Here is a 15,848-nt window from a genome sequence, read left to right as displayed (position 1 = left end):
CCGAGGTCCGGGCCGCCGGTTCAGCCGCCGATGGCCGACATCGGGCGGTCCGGCTGAAGGAACGTCGGGTCGTCCAGACCAGAACCGGCCTTCTTTCCCCACATCGCCAGGTTCCAGAGCCGCGCGATCTCCTCGTCGGGCGCGTCGGAGCGCAGCGCGGCGCGCAGATCCGTCTCCTCCTGGGCGAACAGACAGTTGCGCACCTGGCCGTCGGCCGTCAGCCGGGTGCGGTCGCAGGCGCCGCAGAACGGCCGGGTGACGGAGGCGATGACCCCGACGCGGTGCGGGCCGCCGTCCACGAGCCAGCGCTCGGCGGGGGCGGAGCCGCGAGCCCTCTCGCCCTCCTCGGTGAGCGTGAACCGGGTACGCAACGAGGCGAGGATGTCACCGGCGGTAATCATGCCGTCGCGCTTCCAGCCGTGCTGGGCGTCGAGGGGCATCTGCTCGATGAACCGCAGCTCGTAGCCGTGCTCCACGGCCCAGGCCAGCAGATCGGGCGCCTCGTCCTCGTTGAGACCGGGCATCAGGACGGTGTTGACCTTGACCGGGGTCAGCCCCGCCTCGTGCGCCGCGCGCAGCCCGTCGAGCACGTCCGCGTGGCGGTCGCGCCGGGTGAGGGTCTTGAAGGCGTCGGGCCGCAGGGTGTCGAGGGAGACGTTGACCCGGTCGAGCCCGGCGGCCCGCAGCGCGGCGGCCGTGCGCTTGAGACCGATCCCGTTGGTGGTCAGCGACATCCTGGGGCGCGGCTCCAGCGCGGCGCAGCGCTCGACGATCCCCACCAGACCGGGCCTGAGCAGCGGCTCCCCGCCGGTGAAGCGGATTTCGGTGATGCCCAGACGCGTCACGGCGAGACGGATCAGCCGGACTATCTCGTCGTCGCTCAGCAGGTCGGACTTGGTGAGCCACTGGAGGCCCTCCTCCGGCATGCAGTACGTACACCGCAGATTGCAGCGGTCCGTCAGCGAGACGCGCAGATCGGTGGCGACCCGGCCGTAGGTGTCGATGAGCACGATGAGCCTCCTCCCGATGGACTGGCCCAGGAGCGGCCCTGTGGGCGCCCCGGTGTTCGGTCCCTGTGTCCGGCCCTGTGTGCGGCTCGGACACGTCCGAGCCTACGTCAGACCACTGACACCGCCGGGGGCCGTACGTCCAGGAGCGTGGACGTACGGCCCGGGGCCGGCGCCGGGAGGGGCGCAGGGGGTCAGTGCGCTCCGGTACCGGTGAGGGACTTGACCTCCAGCTCCGCGTACTTGCCCTTGTCTGGCTCCTCCTTCGACAGGACGGTCCCCAGCCAGCCGAGCAGGAAGCCCAGCGGGATCGAGATCAGTCCGGGGTTCTCCAGCGGGAAGAAGTGGAAGTCGACGCCGGGGAACATCGAGGTGGGCTTCCCCGAGACGACCGGCGAGAACAGCACCAGCAGGACGGACGAGGCCAGGCCGCCGTAGATCGACCACAGGGCGCCCCGTGTGGTGAATTTCTTCCAGAAGAGGCTGTACAGGAGCGTCGGCAGATTGGCCGAGGCCGCGACGGCGAAGGCGAGCGCGACCAGTCCCGCCACGTTCAGATCGCGGGCGAGGGCGCCGAGCGCGATGGAGACGATGCCGATGGCGACGGTCGCCCAGCGGGCGGCCCGTACCTCTTCCTGCTCGGTCGCCTCACCCTTGCGGATGACATTGGCGTAGATGTCGTGCGCGAACGACGACGAGGACGCCAGCGTCAGGCCCGCGACCACCGCGAGGATGGTGGCGAACGCGACGGCCGAGATCACCGCCAGCAGGATCGCGCCGCCGGTCGAGCCCGCGCCACCGCCGATCTCCAGGGCGGCCAGTGGCGCCGCCGTATTGCCCGCCTTGTTGGAGGCGATGATGTCGCCGGGCTTGAGCAGGGCGGCCGCGCCGAAGCCGAGCACGATGGTCATCAGATAGAAGGCCCCGATGATGCCGATGGCCCAGATGACCGACTTCCGGGCGGCCTTCGCGGTCGGAACGGTGTAGAAGCGGATCAGGATGTGCGGCAGCCCCGCCGTACCGAGCACGAGGGCGATGCCCAGAGAGATGAAGTCCAGCTTCGAGGTCGCGGTGGCTCCGTACTTGAGCCCCGGCTCCAGGAAGGCCGCGCCCTTGCCGCTGTTGCTCGCCGCCGAGCCCAGCAGGTCGGAGAGGTTGAAGTGGAACTTCAGCAGGATGAGGAAAGTGATCAGCAAGGTGCCCGCGATGAGCAGGACGGCCTTGACCATCTGCACCCAGGTGGTGCCCTTCATGCCGCCGATCGTGACGTACACGATCATCAGCAGGCCGACCAGCGCGACGATGGCGATCTTCCCGGCGTCGCTGGTGATGCCGAGCAGCAGCGAGACCAGCACGCCCGCGCCGGCCATCTGCGCCAGCAGATAGAAGATCGACACGACGATGGTGGAGGCGCCGGCGGCCGTACGGACCGGGCGCTGGCGCATGCGGTACGCGAGGACGTCGCCCATCGTGTACCGGCCGGAGTTGCGCAGCGGCTCCGCGACCAGCAGCAGCGCCACCAGCCAGGCCACGAGGAATCCGATGGAGTAGAGGAAGCCGTCGTATCCGAAGAGGGCGATGGCTCCGGCGATGCCGAGGAACGACGCGGCGGACATGTAGTCGCCGGAGACCGCCAGACCGTTCTGGAAGCCGGTGAACTGCCGGCCGCCCGCGTAGAAGTCGGAGGCGCTCTTGGTCTGGCGGCCGGCCCAGACGGTGATGATCAGGGTGGCGACGACGAACAGCCCGAAGAGCGTGATGATCAGCGGCCGGTGCTCGCTGGCGTCCCCGGCGGCGGCGAGCTGGAGGGGCACCTCGGCGGGCCCGCTCATGAATGCGACCGGGTGGCTCATGCGTCCGCCTCCATACGGGACTTGATGGCCTGCGCGCCCGGGTCGAGCCGGCGGGCCGCGTGCCGCGAGTAGATCCAGGCGATCAGGAAGGTGGTGACGAACTGCGCGAGACCGAGGATCAGCGCGACGTTGATGTTGCCGAAGACCTTGGTGCCCATGAAGCCGCCCGCGTAGTTGGACAGCAGCACGTACAGCAGGTACCAGGCGATGAAGGCGACGGTCAGGGGAAAGGCGAAGGAGCGGTAAGTACGGCGCAGTTCGGCGAACTCGGCGCTCTCCTGCACCTCGACGAACTGGGCCGTCGTGGGCCCGGCCGGCGTGGCAGGGGAGGAAGGGTCCGGCACGGGCTCGGGCGGCGGGGCATCGGATGCCACGGAATCTCCTCGTGACGCGGGTGCGGTGGAGTGGGACACGGGGGAAGACCTCACAGAGTCGGACGGACGCTCGTCCCCCTGACAACGGCACGGGAGCCGCGGCGACGCGGTTCAACCCCGGGCTTTTTCTTCCGGAAATGATTCCGGGGAACGATTGAAGAGCACCGCTGATCAGCGATAGCTTCACTGGTCATGTACCCGTCCAAGCGCAGCCTGCGCGGGGGCGGCTCTCAAGGATGATGTGGAGAACCCATGGCTCATCTGGGATCCAGACGGCGGCGCGCACTCGCACTGCCCGTAGGTCTGGCACTCACCGTCTCGCTCGGCTTCCTGCCCGCGGCCTCGGCGTCGGCCGCCCCCGCGGGCGGACCCACGCCGGTCGTGACGGACGGTCCGAAGCTGTCGTACGTGGTGAACACGTACGGCGGCGTCCTGACGGCCAAGTCGGTCGCGAAGGCGATAGACCGGGCCGGCGGCACGGTGGTGACGACCTATGACCGGATAGGCGTCACCGTCGCCACCTCGCAGAACCCGGACTTCGCGAAGACCGTGCGCAGGACCCCCGGTGTGCTGTCGGCCGGTGCCACCCGCACCGCGCCGCTGCCCTCGCAGTCGACCACGGACATCGGTACGCCCCAGGAGCTGACGGCCGAGCAGGTCGAGGCGGCGACGGCGGCCACGGCGAAGGCGTCGAAGGCGGCGTCCGCCAGGTCAGGCGCGGCGGACGAGCCGGACCCGCTGGAGCCGTTGCAGTGGGACCTGCCCGCCATCAACGCGGACAAGGCGCACCAGAAGACGCTGGGCAGCTCCAAGGTCACCGTCGGGGTCATCGACACGGGGGTCGACGACACCCACCCGGACCTCGCGCCGAACTTCAACCGCGCGGCGTCGGTCAACTGCGTGAGCGGCAAGCCCGACACGACGGACGGCGCCTGGCGGCCGACCGCCGGGGAGAGCCCGCACGGCACGCATGTGGCGGGCGAGATCGCCGCCGCGAAGAACGGCATCGGCGTCACCGGTGTGGCGCCGGGCGTGAAGGTGGCGGGCATCAAGGCGTCCACGCCGGCCGGCTACTTCTACGCCGAGGCCGTCGTGTGCAGCTTCGTCTGGGCCGCCGAGCACGGCATCGACGTGACGAACAACAGCTATTACACCGACCCGTGGTACTTCAACTGCCTGAACGACCCGGACCAGAAGGCCCTGGTCGACGCGATCACCCGGGCCACCCGGTACGCGGAGTCGAAGGGCACGGTCAACGTGGCCGCGGCGGGCAACGAGAACTACGACCTCGCGTCCCACTCGATCGCCGACTCGTCCAGCCCGAACGACTCCACCCCCGGTGACCGTGTCATCGACCCGGCCAAGTGCTTCGACATCCCGACCCAGCTGCCGGGTGTCGTCACGGTCGCCTCCACCGGTGCGAAGGGCCTGAAGTCGTCCTTCTCCAACCACGGTCTCGGCGTCATCGACGTCGCGGCCCCCGGTGGCGACTCCACCCGCTACCAGACCCCGGCTCCCCCGGCGACCAGCGGTCTGATCCTCGGCCCGCTGCCGGGCGGCTCGTGGGGCTACATGGCCGGTACGTCGATGGCCTCCCCGCATGTCGCGGGCGTGGCGGCGCTGCTGAAGTCGACGCACCCGCACGCGTCGGCGGCGGCCATCAAGGCGCTGCTGAAGGTCCAGGCCACCCCGGTGGTCTGCCCGGAGGCGTACGACATCGACGGTGACGGCGAGATCGACGCCGTGTGCACCGGCGGCAAGAACTACAACAGCTTCTACGGGGCGGGTCTGGTCGACGCCCTGGCGGCGGTACGCAAGTAGGAGCGTCCGGCGCGACACACACCGCGGGCCGTCCCCCTCGGCGGGGGCGGCCCGCGGCCTTGGGTCATCACGTACGGGTCACCGCGTACAGATCACCGCGTACAGGTCACCCGGGTACAGATCACATCGTGACGAGCACCTTGAGGGCGATGCGCTCGTCCATGGCCTTGTAGCCGCGCGCGGACGCGGGCGCGCTCGACTTCGAGCGCCGGTACGCGGCGTATGCGACCGAGACCCACGGCCGACTGGAGCTGTTCGGGCTGACGCTGGGCCGGTCGAGCCGCGAACTGCCCCTGGACACCGCCTGCATCAGCCTCGCCATGAGCGGCGAGCGGGAGATCCCGGGGCTGCCGCGCGTCGGCCCCGCCACGCTCACCACCGAACAGGCCCTGGCGGGCGCGGACCGGCTGCTGCTGCGCGGGGCGGCCGGTTCGGGCAAGAGCACGCTGGTGCAGTGGCTGGCTGTGACCGCCGCCCGGCGCGGCTTCGTCCCCGAGCTGGCGGACTGGAACCAGTGCGTCCCCTTCGTCCTGCGGCTGCGCGCCTTCACCGCGTCGGAGACCCTCCCGGTGCCGGAGGACTTCCTGCGGGCGGCGGGGGTCCCGCTGACCCCGGCGGGACCCTGGGCGGAGTCCCTGCTGACGGAGGACCGGGCGCTGGTCCTGGTCGACGGCGTGGACGAGGTGCCGACGCGGCTGCGGGCGCGTACGGAAGCCTGGCTGAAGTCCCTGGTGGCGGCGTTCCCCAGGGCGCGGTACGTGGTGACGACCCGCCCGTCCGCCGTGCCCGTGGACTGGCTGTCCGGGCCGGGCTTCATGGCGCACTCGCTGCTGCCGATGGAACGGGAGGCGCTCGGCTCGTTCGTCGGCCACTGGCACGACGCGGCCCGGCTGGAGTGCCGCGCGGACGACGAGCGCGGGCGGCTCGACACGTACGAGAAGTCCCTCATGCACGCCGCGACCACGCGCCGTGGTCTGGGGCGGCTGGCGACGAACCCGCTGATGTGCGCGCTGCTCTGCGCCCTGAACCGGGACCGCCGGATGCAACTTCCGCGAGCGCGCGAGGAGTTGTATGACGCGGCGCTCGAAATGCTGCTGGTGCGAAGGGATACGGAACGCGAGATCCAGGGCGGCGAGGGCGTCACCCTCACCCGCGACGAGCAGACGGCCCTGCTCCAGCGCCTCGCGTACTGGCTGATCCGCAACGACCAGGTGGAGGCGGCGCGGGACGAGGCCGTGGAGATGATCGGCGAGTGGCTGGCCGCGATGCCGCAGGTGGCGGGCGAGGCGGAACACGTCTTCCAGCACCTGCTGATCCGCGGCGGCCTGCTCCGCGAACCGGTCCCGGGCGCCGTCGATTTCGTCCACCGCACCTTCCAGGACTACCTGGGCGCGAAGGCGGCGGTCGAGTCGAGGGACTTCGGCGTGCTGGTGAGCAGCGCGCACGACGACCAGTGGGACGACGTGGTGCGGATGGCGGTGGGCCACGCGCGCGTGGACGAACGGGCGCGCCTGCTGAAGGGGTTGCCGCGACGGGCCGACCGCGCGCCCCGGCTGCGCAACCGGCTGGTGCTGCTGGCGGCCACCTGCCTGGAGCACGCGCCGGAGCTGGATCCGGGGGTACGGGGCGAGGTGGAGCGGCGGACGGGCGCGCTGGTGCCGCCGCGCGGGACGCGGGACGCGGAGGAGCTGGCGAAGGTCGGGGAACTGGGTCGTCGAGCTGCTGCCGGGGCCGGAGGGGCTGGACAAGCGCACGGCGGGCGCGGTGGTGCGAACGGCGGCACTCATCAAGGGGGACGCCGCCCTGGCCGTGATCTCACGGTTCCGGGAGGATGCGCGGCCGTGGGCGGCCGACGAGGTTTCCGAGGCATGGAGTTCGTTCGACAGCGCGTCGTACGCCAAAGCTATTCTGTCTGGCCACGGCTGGGAGCGGTGCTATCTGTCCGTCCGCACCACGCTCTGGCTCTTCAGCTGCGGCCGGTCAGGACCTGCGCTGAACCTGGCTCCGCCGGCCGGCCTGGAGCACCTCACCATCAGTCCTGACGACACCCCCGTGACCGGCGAAGACCTCTTCCCGCCCGGCCGCGTCATCCGCGACCCCGACTAGGGCGTGTTTCGAAAGTAGCGCCGTCCGCCCGTAGGGCGGGGCTCGCGGCGTCTGGTGCGTGCGATCGCAAGGCGGAGGATCGTCCTCGTACTGGACGTACTTGGACGACTCCGACAACGCGGCGAGCGTGCGTGCCAGGCGTCGCGAGCCAGGCGGGACTTTCGAAACACGCCCTAGACCCCCGCCGCCCCCAGCAACGTCCCCGCCGCGTACGTCACCCCCATCGCCAGCGCCCCGCCCCCCGTGTTCCGCAGCAGCGCCGGGCGCAGCGCCGTCGCGCCGAGGCGGGCGCTGCCCCAGCCCGTCAGGGCGAGCGCGGCCAGTACGGAGACGACCGTGACCGTCAGCCGCAGGGAGGCCGGGGGCAGGACCATCGCGAGCAGCGGCAGCAGCGCGCCCGCCGTGAAGGCGAGGAAGCTGGCGCCCGCCGCGTGCCAGGGGTTGGTGAGGGCGTCGGGGTCGATGCCCAGTTCCACGCGCGCGTGGGCCCGCAGGGCGTCGCGGCGGGTGAGTTGTTCCGCCGCCTCGCGCGCGACGTCCTCGGAGAGGCCGCGGTCGGCCAGCATCCCGGTGAGTTCGTCGAGTTCGGCCTGCGGCTGCTCGCGCAGTTCGCGGCGCTCCAGGTCCAGCGCGGCCTTCTCCGAGTCGCGCTGGGTGGACACCGATACGTACTCCCCCGCCGCCATCGACATCGACCCGGCCAGCAGCCCGGCGAGACCGGCCGTCAGGAGAGTGGTGCGCGAACCGGTGGCCCCGGCCACGCCGACCACGATGCCGGCGGTGGAGACGATGCCGTCGTTGGCGCCGAGGACCGCGGCGCGCAGCCAGTTGAGGCGGGAGCCGAGGGCGCCGCTGTGCGGTTCGCCCTCGTGGGTGGTGGTGTCGGTCACCGAGGGAGCGTCTCACGGCCGGGGCGGGAGGGGCCGGTGGCGCGGGACCGGGCGGCGGCGTGGCTGCTCACCGTCCCCCGTAAGGGCCTTGACGCGATGAATTGTCGGGCGGCGGCCGGGGCGGCCGGTGGTGGACCGGGCTGTGTGGCTGTCGGTGGCGGCCCGTATTCTCTGTGACCATGCTCGACGACCAAACGACAGCAGCGACCTGGCCGACCGCCTACCCCGAGGGGTACGCGGTCGTCGACGTCGAGACCACCGGGCTCGCCCGCGACGACCGGATAGTCTCCGCTGCCGTCTACCGCCTGGATTCCCGGGGCAACGTCGAGGACCACTGGTACACCCTGGTCAACCCGGAGCGCGATCCGGGACCGGTGTGGATCCATGGGCTGACGACCGATGTCCTGGCGGACGCCCCGCTCTTCCCCGAGATCGCCGGTGCGCTGGCGGAGCGGCTCGACGGGCGGGTGCTGGTGGCGCACAACGCGATCTTCGACTGGTCGATGATCGCCAGGGAGTACGCGCGCGCCGAGCGGACCGCGCCCACCCGGCAGCGGCTGTGCACCATCGCGCTCTCCAAGGAGCTGGAGCTGCCGCTGCCCAACCACAAGTTGGAGACGCTCGCCGCGCACTTCGGTGTCGTGCAGGAGCGCGCGCACCACGCGCTGGACGACGCGCGCGTGCTGGCCGAGTCGTTCCGGCCGAGTCTGCACGCGGCGGCCAGGGGCGGCGTACGGCTGCCGCTGCTGGAGTGCCGGCCGCTCACCGAGTGGTCCGACGCGCCCGCCAGGCCCCGGGTCGGCTATCAGGCGTCGTACCGGCAGTCGAGCTGGCGGGCGTCGCGCAAGCGGCCGGCCTGTCCGTATCCGAACCCCGGACGGTACGAGCCGGGCGGGCGGCTGCGGCAGGGGATGCGGGTGGCGTTCTCGGGCGACACCTCCGTCGACCGCGAGCTGCTGGAGGACCGGGCCGTGGAGGCGGGGCTGCATGTCGCGACGAGTGTGTCGCGGCTGACCAGTCTGCTGGTGACCAACGACCCGGACTCGTCCACGTCGAAGACGGTCAAGGCTGCCTCGTTCGGCACACCGGTGATCGACGAGGCGGCCTTCACCCAGTTGCTGCGGGACGTGGCACCGGCGGCCGAGCGGGGATGAGCCCGAGCCGGGTGAGCTGACGGCCCTTCACCCGTACGACGGGCGCGGTCCCCGCGCCTCCGCCGCCACCCGGCCGCGCCACCCGGCCGCGCCTCCGCCGGTCGGGTGCAGCCTCGCCGACCCGCCCGGCGGGGTCTTGCCACGGCCACCCGCGCCGCCGACCATGCGGCGCATGGCACGTTGCGAAGTATGCGGCAATGACTACGACCTGGCGTTCTACGTGGAGACCCAGGACGGCGCACGGCATGTGTTCGACTCGTTCTCGTGCGCCATCCACCGTATGGCGCCCATCTGCGAGCACTGCCGTGTCCAGATCATCGGGCAGGGCGTCGAGGTGGAGGGGCACTGGTTCTGCGGCGGGCACTGCGCCCGGGCCGACGGCAGGGCGGGCATCGTCGACCGGGTCTGAGGCTCGGGGGCAGGCTCGAGGGGGGGCAGGGAACGCCCCGCGCCGGATCGCGCACAGCCGTCGGCCACCGGCTATCCATCACCCGCTATCCACCACCCGCCACCCGCCACCGCCCGGACGGCCGACTGAAATGTCCACCCCCCGTCCCGGCGCCCGATTCCCGCCGAGTAACGTCAACGGCGTGTACCGCTTCCTGTTGTCCCGGCAGTGGGTGATCCTCACCCTCCTTGGCCTCGCCCTCATCCCCGCGATGATCGAACTGGGCTTCTGGCAGTTGCACCGGCACGAGCACAAGGTCGCCCAGAACACCCTGATCTCGGGCAATCTCCAGGCGAAGCCCGTCCCGGTCACGGAGCTGACCTCCCCGGGGCACACCGTCCCGCGCGCCGACTACTGGCGCACGGTCACCGCGACCGGCAGATTCGACCCCGCGCACGAGGTGGTCGTACGCCGCAGGACCTCCAACGACGACCGGGTCGGCTACCACGTCCTCGTCCCGTTCATCCTGAAGGACGGCCGGGCCGTCATGGTGAACCGCGGCTGGTTCCCCGCCGACGGCGACCAGTACGCCTTCCCCGCCATCCCCGCCCCGCCGAAGGGCGAGGTCACCATCGCCGGCCGGCTCAAGGCCGACGAGACGGCGGCGGCCTCCGGCATCAAGGACGTCACGGATCTGCCACCGCGCCAGGTCATGCTGATCAACAGCGAGCAGCAGCGGGAACGGCTGGGCCGTACCGTCCTCGGCGGCTACATCGAGCTGACCTCCCCCGCACCGGACGGCGGCAGGCCCGAGCCGATCCAGAAGCCCGACGACAGCTCGATCGGGCCGCACATGGCGTACGCGGTCCAGTGGTGGCTGTTCGTCGCCGCCGTGCCCGTCGGCTGGCTGATCCTCGTACGGAACGAGAAGCGCGAACGGGCCGAGGCCGCCAGGAAGCAGGCCGACGAGGCGCGCGCCGAGCAGGAGCCCGTACCCGCGAGCGCCTGACGGCCCCGCGCCGACCGGGCCATCCGGTCACTCGGTCACCCGACGCGCCGAACCCCTGCTTAACGCCCGTGTACTGCGGGAACAGCCATGGCGTGACCCAACGCATCGAGGACTACGCACTCATCGGCGATCTCCAGACCGCCGCCCTGGTCGGCAGGAACGGCTCCATCGACTGGCTGTGCCTTCCTCGCTTCGACTCCGCCGCCTGCTTCGCCGCGCTGCTCGGCACCGAGGACAACGGCCACTGGCGGCTCGCCCCCACCGGTGCCCGCGCGTGTACCCGGCGCGCCTACGTCGGTGAGTCGCTCGTCCTGGAGTCCGTGTGGGAGACCAGGACCGGCACCGTCAAAGTCACGGACTTCATGCCGCAGCGCGATGTGGCACCCGAGATCATGCGCATCGTGGAGGGCGTCAGCGGCACGGTGGAGATGTCCGCCACCCTCCGGCTGCGCTTCGACTTCGGTTCCGTGGTGCCGTGGATGCGCCGCTCGCAGGGCCACCGGGTGGCCGTCGCCGGGCCCGACTCGGTGTGGCTGCGCAGCGAGCCGCCGGTCAAGACCTGGGGGCAGCACTACAGCACCTGTTCGTCGTTCACCGTGGCCGAGGGCGAGAAGGTGGCCTTCGTCCTCACCTGGCATCCCTCCCACGAACCCCGTCCGCCGCGCGTCGACCCGTACGAGTCGCTGGAGCGCAGTCTGGAGGACTGGCGGGAGTGGGCGGCGCGCTGCCGGTACCAGGGGCCGCACCGCGCCGCCGTCATGCGCTCGCTCATCACGCTCAAGGCGCTGACCTACGGGCCGACGGGCGGCATCGTCGCCGCCCCCACCACCTCTCTGCCGGAGGAGCTGGGCGGCGTCCGGAACTGGGACTACCGGTACTGCTGGCTGCGCGACTCCACCCTGGTGCTGGGCGCGCTGGTGTCGGCGGGGTATCTGGCCGAGGCGGCGGCCTGGCGCGACTGGCTGCTGCGCGCCGTCGCCGGTGATCCGGCCGATCTGCAGATCATGTACGGCCTGGCCGGCGAGCGCCGGCTGCCGGAGGTGGAGCTGCCGTGGCTGAGCGGCTACGCGCACTCCACCCCGGTGCGCACCGGCAACGACGCGGTGAAACAGCTCCAGCTCGATGTGTACGGCGAGGTGATGGACTCGCTGAACGTGGCGCGGACGGCCGGTCTCGTCGGGAAGCCGCACGCGTGGAACCTCCAGCTCAGTCTGCTGGGCTTCCTGGAGTCGAAGTGGCGCGAGCCGGACGAGGGGCTGTGGGAGATCCGGGGCCCGCGCCAGCACTTCACGCACTCCAAGGTGATGGCCTGGGTCGCCGCCGACCGGGCCGTGCGGACGCTGGAGGCCGATCCGACGCTCGGCGGTGATGTCGGGCGGTGGCGGGCGATGCGGGACGAGGTGCACCGGGAGGTGTGCGAGAAGGGGTACGACCCGGTGCGCAACACCTTCACCCAGTCGTACGGCTCCGCCGAGCTGGACGCGGCGACCCTGCTGATCCCCCGGGTCGGCTTTCTGCCGCCGGACGATCCGCGGGTGATCGGCACGGTCGACGCGGTACGGGCGGAGCTGGGGCACGGGGGGCTGCTGCGCCGTTACAGCACGACGGGGAGCGGGGTGGACGGCCTGCCGGGGCGTGAGGGAACGTTTCTGGTCTGCTCGTTCTGGCTGGCCGACGCACTTCATCTGACGGGGCGTACGGAGGAGGCGGCCGAGCTGTTCGAGCGGCTGCTCGGCCTGTGCAACGACGTGGGGCTGCTCTCCGAGGAGTACGACCCGGTGGCCGGGCGGCAACTGGGCAACTATCCGCAGGCGTTCAGCCATATCGGGCTGGTGGTCTCGGCGCTGACCCTGGCCGGGTACGACACCGCGGGAGCCGATGCGGGCGGTGACACGGCGGCGGGCGGCACGGCAGGATAGGAGCCATGGATCTTGGACTGAAGGACCGGGTGTACGTCATCACCGGCGCCTCGCGCGGCCTGGGCCGCGCGACGGCCGGGGCGCTCAGCGCGGATGGCGCGCGGGTCGTCGTCTCCGGGCGGGACGCGGGGAGCATCGAGAAGACGGCGTCGGAGCTGGGCCCCGGCGCGTACGGGCTGGCCGCCGACAACGCCGACCCGGCCGCCGCTCAGGCCCTGATCGGCGCGGCCCGGGAGCGGTTCGGGCGCTTCGACGGCATCCTGATCAGCGTCGGCGGCCCCGCGCCCGGCACGGCGGCGAGCAACACGGACGAGCAGTGGGAGTCGGCGTTCGAGTCGGTGTTCCTGGGGGCGGTACGGCTGGCCCGCGCCGCCGCCGCCGAGCTGGGCGAGGGCGGGGTCATCGGCTTCGTGCTGTCCGGCTCCGTCCACGAGCCGATCCCCGGCCTGACCATCTCCAACGGTCTGCGCCCCGGCCTGGCCGGCTTCGCCAAGTCGCTCGCCGAGGAACTCGGCCCGCGCGGTATCCGGGTGATCGGCCTGCTGCCGTCCCGGATCGACACGGACCGGGTCCGGGAGCTGGACGCGCTGGGCGGCGACCCGGTGGCGGCGCGGGCGGCGCAGGAGGAGAGGATCCCGCTGCGGCGCTACGGGACGCCGGAGGAGTTCGGCAGGACGGCGGCGTTCCTGCTCTCGCCCGCCGCGTCGTATCTGACGGGTCTGATGCTGCCGGTGGACGGCGGCGCGCGCCGGGGATTCTGAGCGCGCCGGGGAACGTGCCCGGGAACGGACCGAGCCCTCGTGCGGGGCGTCGGTCCGTTCCCGGGCATACGGGCGTCGGGCATACGGGCGTCGGGCATACGGGCGTCGGCCGCCCGCCGGTCAGCTGACCCGTTCCGCCCGGTGCCGGGCCGCGCGCAGCCGGACCTCCGCCGGAAGCGCGGCCAGCCCCGCCGAGTCGCGCGCGTGCGCCAGCGCCTCGTCGCCGAGGCGGCGCAGCGTGCCGGCCGGGGCCGCGTGCGGCTCCAGGAGCAGGCGTACACGCGCGACCGGGCCGGTTCGGCGGCCGGTCAGCCGCACCCGGGCACGGGACACCCCGTCGAGGGACCGCGCGTCATCCTCCACCGCCTCTTCAAGGGCCCGGCCGCGCAGCGCGGCCCCCTCGCCGTCGCCGCTGTCCACCAGCACCTCCGACAGGCGGGCGCGCCGCGCCTGGGACAGCAGCCACCACAGGGCCAGTACGACCAGGACCGCGAGTACGGCGATCACGACCGGCCACCACCAGCCCTCACCGTGCCAGCGTTCGCGGTTGGCCCGGCTGAGCAGTACGTCGTGCGGTCCGCGGTACGGCCACCAGGACGGCACCGGCCAGTCCAGCCCCCGCGCCAGCACGATCCCGCCCGAGCAGAGCAGGATCAGGCCGGCGAGGGCCAGCAGTACGCGGTTGACCGGTCGGAGCATCCTGTCATCCCTTTCTCGCGGGCCTGCGGACACGGACCGTCAGCGCGGGCCGTTTGTCGAGGCCGAGTTCGCCGATGCCTGCGGTCAGTGTCCGGTCGAGATCGTCCCGTACGTCGTCCAGTTCGCGGAAGTGCGACAGGGCCCGCACGCCGACCTTGGAGCGGCGCAGCCGCACCTGCGCGGACTGGACGCCGGAGACCTCCATGGCCCGGTCGCGCAGGGCGAGTTCGGCGGCCTCGCGGTCGAGCCCGGCGCGTACGTGCGGGGAGTCGCGGCGCATGGGGAGCAGCGTGCGCAGCCCAGGGGTGAGGGCGAGGGCGAGCAGCCATACGCCGAGGGCCATGGCGACGGCGGCGGCGACCAGGATCCAGGTCTGGTCGAGCGGCTGCCGGGCGAGCTGGTCGGCGAGTTGGCGGCGCCAGGACATGGCGTGGTGGCCGGCCCGTACCGCCGCGACGTCGTAGAGCAGCAGTCCGGTGGCGCCGAGCGCGACCAGCCCGGTCAGGGCGGCGGGGATCCGGCGGGTGGACCAGAAGCGGTGGGCCTTGGCCGCCGGTTCGTCGTCGTAGTCCGAGAGTGTGGGGACGGACTCGTGGGGCGCGCCGGACTCCGCCGGGTCGAGGGCGGTGACGCCACCGCCCCGGTCCGTGCTCCGGTCGCCCGGCCGGTCGTCGGGGGCTCGCGCGGGACGCTCGGACGCGGGTTCGCTCATCGGATCCTCCCCCGGTCGGCGGCGGAGCGGTCGGAGTGCAGCCGCTCGACCCGTACCGCCACCTCGCGCACGTCCATGCCCGCCAGCGTCGTGACGCGGTGGGCGACCTGGCTGCGTACCGCGCCGCACCGCGCGCCGATGTCGGAGGGGTAGTCCAGCTCGACTCCGACCCGTACGCGCGCGCTCCCCTGGTGCACCGTGACGGTCGCGTGGGGCGGGGAGCCGCCCTCGGGCACACCGTCGAGCGCTTCGCGCGCGGCACGCGCGGCGATCTTCGCGACGACCCGGTCGGCGATCACCGTCGCCCCGCGTTCGGCCGCCGCCACCCGGTCACCGGCCACGTGGGGTCACCGCCGCCGGTCGTCGCGGTCGCGGGTGCGGAAGAGGTCGCCGGGTTCCAGATCTCCGTCGACGAACCTGCCGATCACGAATCCGACCACGCCCAACGCGGCCACCAGCACAAACGCTCCGAAGCCGCCGAAGTACCCGGCGAATCCGAGGGCCATACCGGCCAACAGGCCGACCACCGCCATGCTCATGATGTGCTCCTCTTCGGCTTGTACGGGCCGGTCGCGCGCGGCCTTCACCGGCTGCGCGCTGCCTCTACTGGATCCGGGAATCCGAATCGTCGTCGTCATCGTCCTCGTCGGGCAGCTTGACGTCGCTGACCGCGATATTGACCTCTACCACTTCCAGACCCGTCATGCGCTCGACAGCCGCGATGACGTTCTCCCGTACGGCGGCGGCGACTTCGGTGATGGCGACGCCGTAGTCGACGACGATCTCCAGGTCGAGCGCGGTCTGCACCTCGCCGACCTCGGCCTTCACGCCCCTGCTGGGGGTCCGGCCGCTGCCGGCGCCGGGCACTCGGTCGCGCACGGCGCCGAAGGTGCGGGAGATTCCGCTGCCCATGGCATGGACGCCGAGCACATCGCGGGCCGCGAGACCGGCGATCTTCTCGACCACGCCGTCGGCGATGGTGGTCCGGCCGCGGGAGGCGGGGTCGCCGCCGCCGCGCTTGGTGACGGGCGTGGATCCGCTCTGGTCGCCGGAGAATTTTCTGTCGGAGGACGCTGACTGGTTGCGGGGTGCGGTGTCTGACATCGCCATTCATCCCTTTCCGGGGCGGTGGGGGACTCCACTGTCCACATTAGG

17 protein-coding genes are annotated in these 15,848 nt (G+C 72.0%); 7 read left to right on the top strand and 10 right to left on the bottom strand.

Features of this window, described 5'->3' with window-relative positions; genetic code table 11:
- Window positions 1-20: 20 nt before the first annotated feature.
- The 3 genes from moaA to OG627_RS27735 all read right to left on the bottom strand — a co-directional run bounded on the left by moaA (window position 21) and on the right by OG627_RS27735 (window position 3,234).
- Window positions 21-1,010, bottom strand: a complete 990-nt coding sequence (gene moaA / locus OG627_RS27745; protein ID WP_329069633.1) for a GTP 3',8-cyclase MoaA — start codon at window positions 1,008-1,010, stop codon at window positions 21-23.
- Window positions 1,011-1,201: 191 nt separating this feature from the next.
- Window positions 1,202-2,839 carry a solute symporter family protein gene (locus tag OG627_RS27740; protein WP_329073033.1) on the bottom strand — a complete coding sequence of 546 codons (1,638 nt, stop codon included), beginning with the start codon at window positions 2,837-2,839 and terminating at the stop codon, window positions 1,202-1,204.
- 17 nt (window positions 2,840-2,856) lie between these two features.
- Window positions 2,857-3,234 carry a DUF485 domain-containing protein gene (locus OG627_RS27735; protein ID WP_329069631.1) on the bottom strand — a complete coding sequence of 126 codons (378 nt, stop codon included), beginning with the start codon at window positions 3,232-3,234 and terminating at the stop codon, window positions 2,857-2,859.
- Window positions 3,235-3,486: 252 nt separating this feature from the next.
- On the opposite strand from OG627_RS27735, the gene OG627_RS27730 reads away from it, so the two are divergent.
- Entirely contained in the window at window positions 3,487-5,055 is a 1,569-nt protein-coding gene (locus tag OG627_RS27730; protein ID WP_329069629.1) for a S8 family peptidase, read from the top strand.
- A 121-nt stretch (window positions 5,056-5,176) separates the two neighbouring features.
- Here OG627_RS27730 and OG627_RS35580 read toward each other — a convergent pair whose 3' ends face one another.
- Window positions 5,177-5,377 carry a hypothetical protein gene (locus OG627_RS35580; RefSeq protein ID WP_443073550.1) on the bottom strand — a complete coding sequence of 67 codons (201 nt, stop codon included), beginning with the start codon at window positions 5,375-5,377 and terminating at the stop codon, window positions 5,177-5,179.
- On the opposite strand from OG627_RS35580, the gene OG627_RS27725 reads away from it, so the two are divergent.
- Window positions 5,376-7,097: an NACHT domain-containing protein gene (locus OG627_RS27725; RefSeq protein ID WP_443073549.1), complete on the top strand. Its 1,722-nt coding sequence runs from the start codon at window positions 5,376-5,378 to the stop codon at window positions 7,095-7,097. The two genes, OG627_RS35580 and OG627_RS27725, sit on opposite strands and share 2 nt — an antisense overlap.
- 237 nt (window positions 7,098-7,334) lie before the next feature.
- Here the strand turns inward: OG627_RS27725 and OG627_RS27720 are convergent, their stop codons facing one another.
- Window positions 7,335-8,051 (bottom strand): VIT1/CCC1 transporter family protein, encoded by a 717-nt coding sequence (locus OG627_RS27720; RefSeq protein WP_329069627.1) that lies wholly within the window; start codon window positions 8,049-8,051, stop codon window positions 7,335-7,337.
- A gap of 173 nt (window positions 8,052-8,224) precedes the next feature.
- On the opposite strand from OG627_RS27720, the gene OG627_RS27715 reads away from it, so the two are divergent.
- From OG627_RS27715 to OG627_RS27695, 5 genes are all read left to right on the top strand, one after another.
- Entirely contained in the window at window positions 8,225-9,205 is a 981-nt protein-coding gene (locus OG627_RS27715; protein ID WP_329069625.1) for a DEDDh family exonuclease, read from the top strand.
- Between the two features lie 172 nt (window positions 9,206-9,377).
- Window positions 9,378-9,614, top strand: a complete 237-nt coding sequence (locus OG627_RS27710) for a hypothetical protein (RefSeq protein WP_329069622.1) — start codon at window positions 9,378-9,380, stop codon at window positions 9,612-9,614.
- A 181-nt stretch (window positions 9,615-9,795) separates the two neighbouring features.
- Window positions 9,796-10,602 carry an SURF1 family cytochrome oxidase biogenesis protein gene (locus OG627_RS27705; RefSeq protein WP_329069620.1) on the top strand — a complete coding sequence of 269 codons (807 nt, stop codon included), beginning with the start codon at window positions 9,796-9,798 and terminating at the stop codon, window positions 10,600-10,602.
- A gap of 92 nt (window positions 10,603-10,694) precedes the next feature.
- Window positions 10,695-12,521, top strand: coding sequence for a glycoside hydrolase family 15 protein (locus tag OG627_RS27700; protein WP_329069618.1), 1,827 nt, complete (start codon window positions 10,695-10,697; stop codon window positions 12,519-12,521).
- A gap of 5 nt (window positions 12,522-12,526) precedes the next feature.
- On the top strand, window positions 12,527-13,282 hold the full coding sequence (locus OG627_RS27695) for an SDR family oxidoreductase (protein WP_329069616.1): 756 nt from the start codon (window positions 12,527-12,529) through the stop codon (window positions 13,280-13,282).
- A gap of 120 nt (window positions 13,283-13,402) precedes the next feature.
- Here OG627_RS27695 and amaP read toward each other — a convergent pair whose 3' ends face one another.
- From amaP to OG627_RS27670, 5 genes are all read right to left on the bottom strand, one after another.
- Window positions 13,403-13,981 (bottom strand): alkaline shock response membrane anchor protein AmaP, encoded by a 579-nt coding sequence (gene amaP / locus OG627_RS27690; RefSeq protein WP_329069615.1) that lies wholly within the window; start codon window positions 13,979-13,981, stop codon window positions 13,403-13,405.
- A gap of 4 nt (window positions 13,982-13,985) precedes the next feature.
- The gene (locus OG627_RS27685) at window positions 13,986-14,693 is read right to left on the bottom strand and encodes a DUF6286 domain-containing protein (RefSeq protein ID WP_329069614.1); all 708 of its coding nucleotides are present in this window, start codon (window positions 14,691-14,693) and stop codon (window positions 13,986-13,988) included.
- On the bottom strand, window positions 14,690-15,034 hold the full coding sequence (locus OG627_RS27680; protein ID WP_329069612.1) for an Asp23/Gls24 family envelope stress response protein: 345 nt from the start codon (window positions 15,032-15,034) through the stop codon (window positions 14,690-14,692). Before OG627_RS27680 ends, OG627_RS27685 begins: the two co-directional genes overlap by 4 nt.
- 6 nt (window positions 15,035-15,040) lie before the next feature.
- Window positions 15,041-15,232 carry a hypothetical protein gene (locus tag OG627_RS27675; RefSeq protein ID WP_329069610.1) on the bottom strand — a complete coding sequence of 64 codons (192 nt, stop codon included), beginning with the start codon at window positions 15,230-15,232 and terminating at the stop codon, window positions 15,041-15,043.
- Window positions 15,233-15,296: 64 nt separating this feature from the next.
- A complete protein-coding gene (locus tag OG627_RS27670; protein ID WP_329069608.1) occupies window positions 15,297-15,797 on the bottom strand; it encodes an Asp23/Gls24 family envelope stress response protein in 501 nt (166 codons plus the stop codon).
- Window positions 15,798-15,848: the final 51 nt, after the last annotated feature.

The organism is Streptomyces sp. NBC_01429 (genome assembly GCF_036231945.1).
Classification (GTDB): Bacteria; Actinomycetota; Actinomycetes; order Streptomycetales; family Streptomycetaceae; genus Streptomyces.
This window is presented reverse-complemented; position numbering and strand designations above follow the sequence as displayed.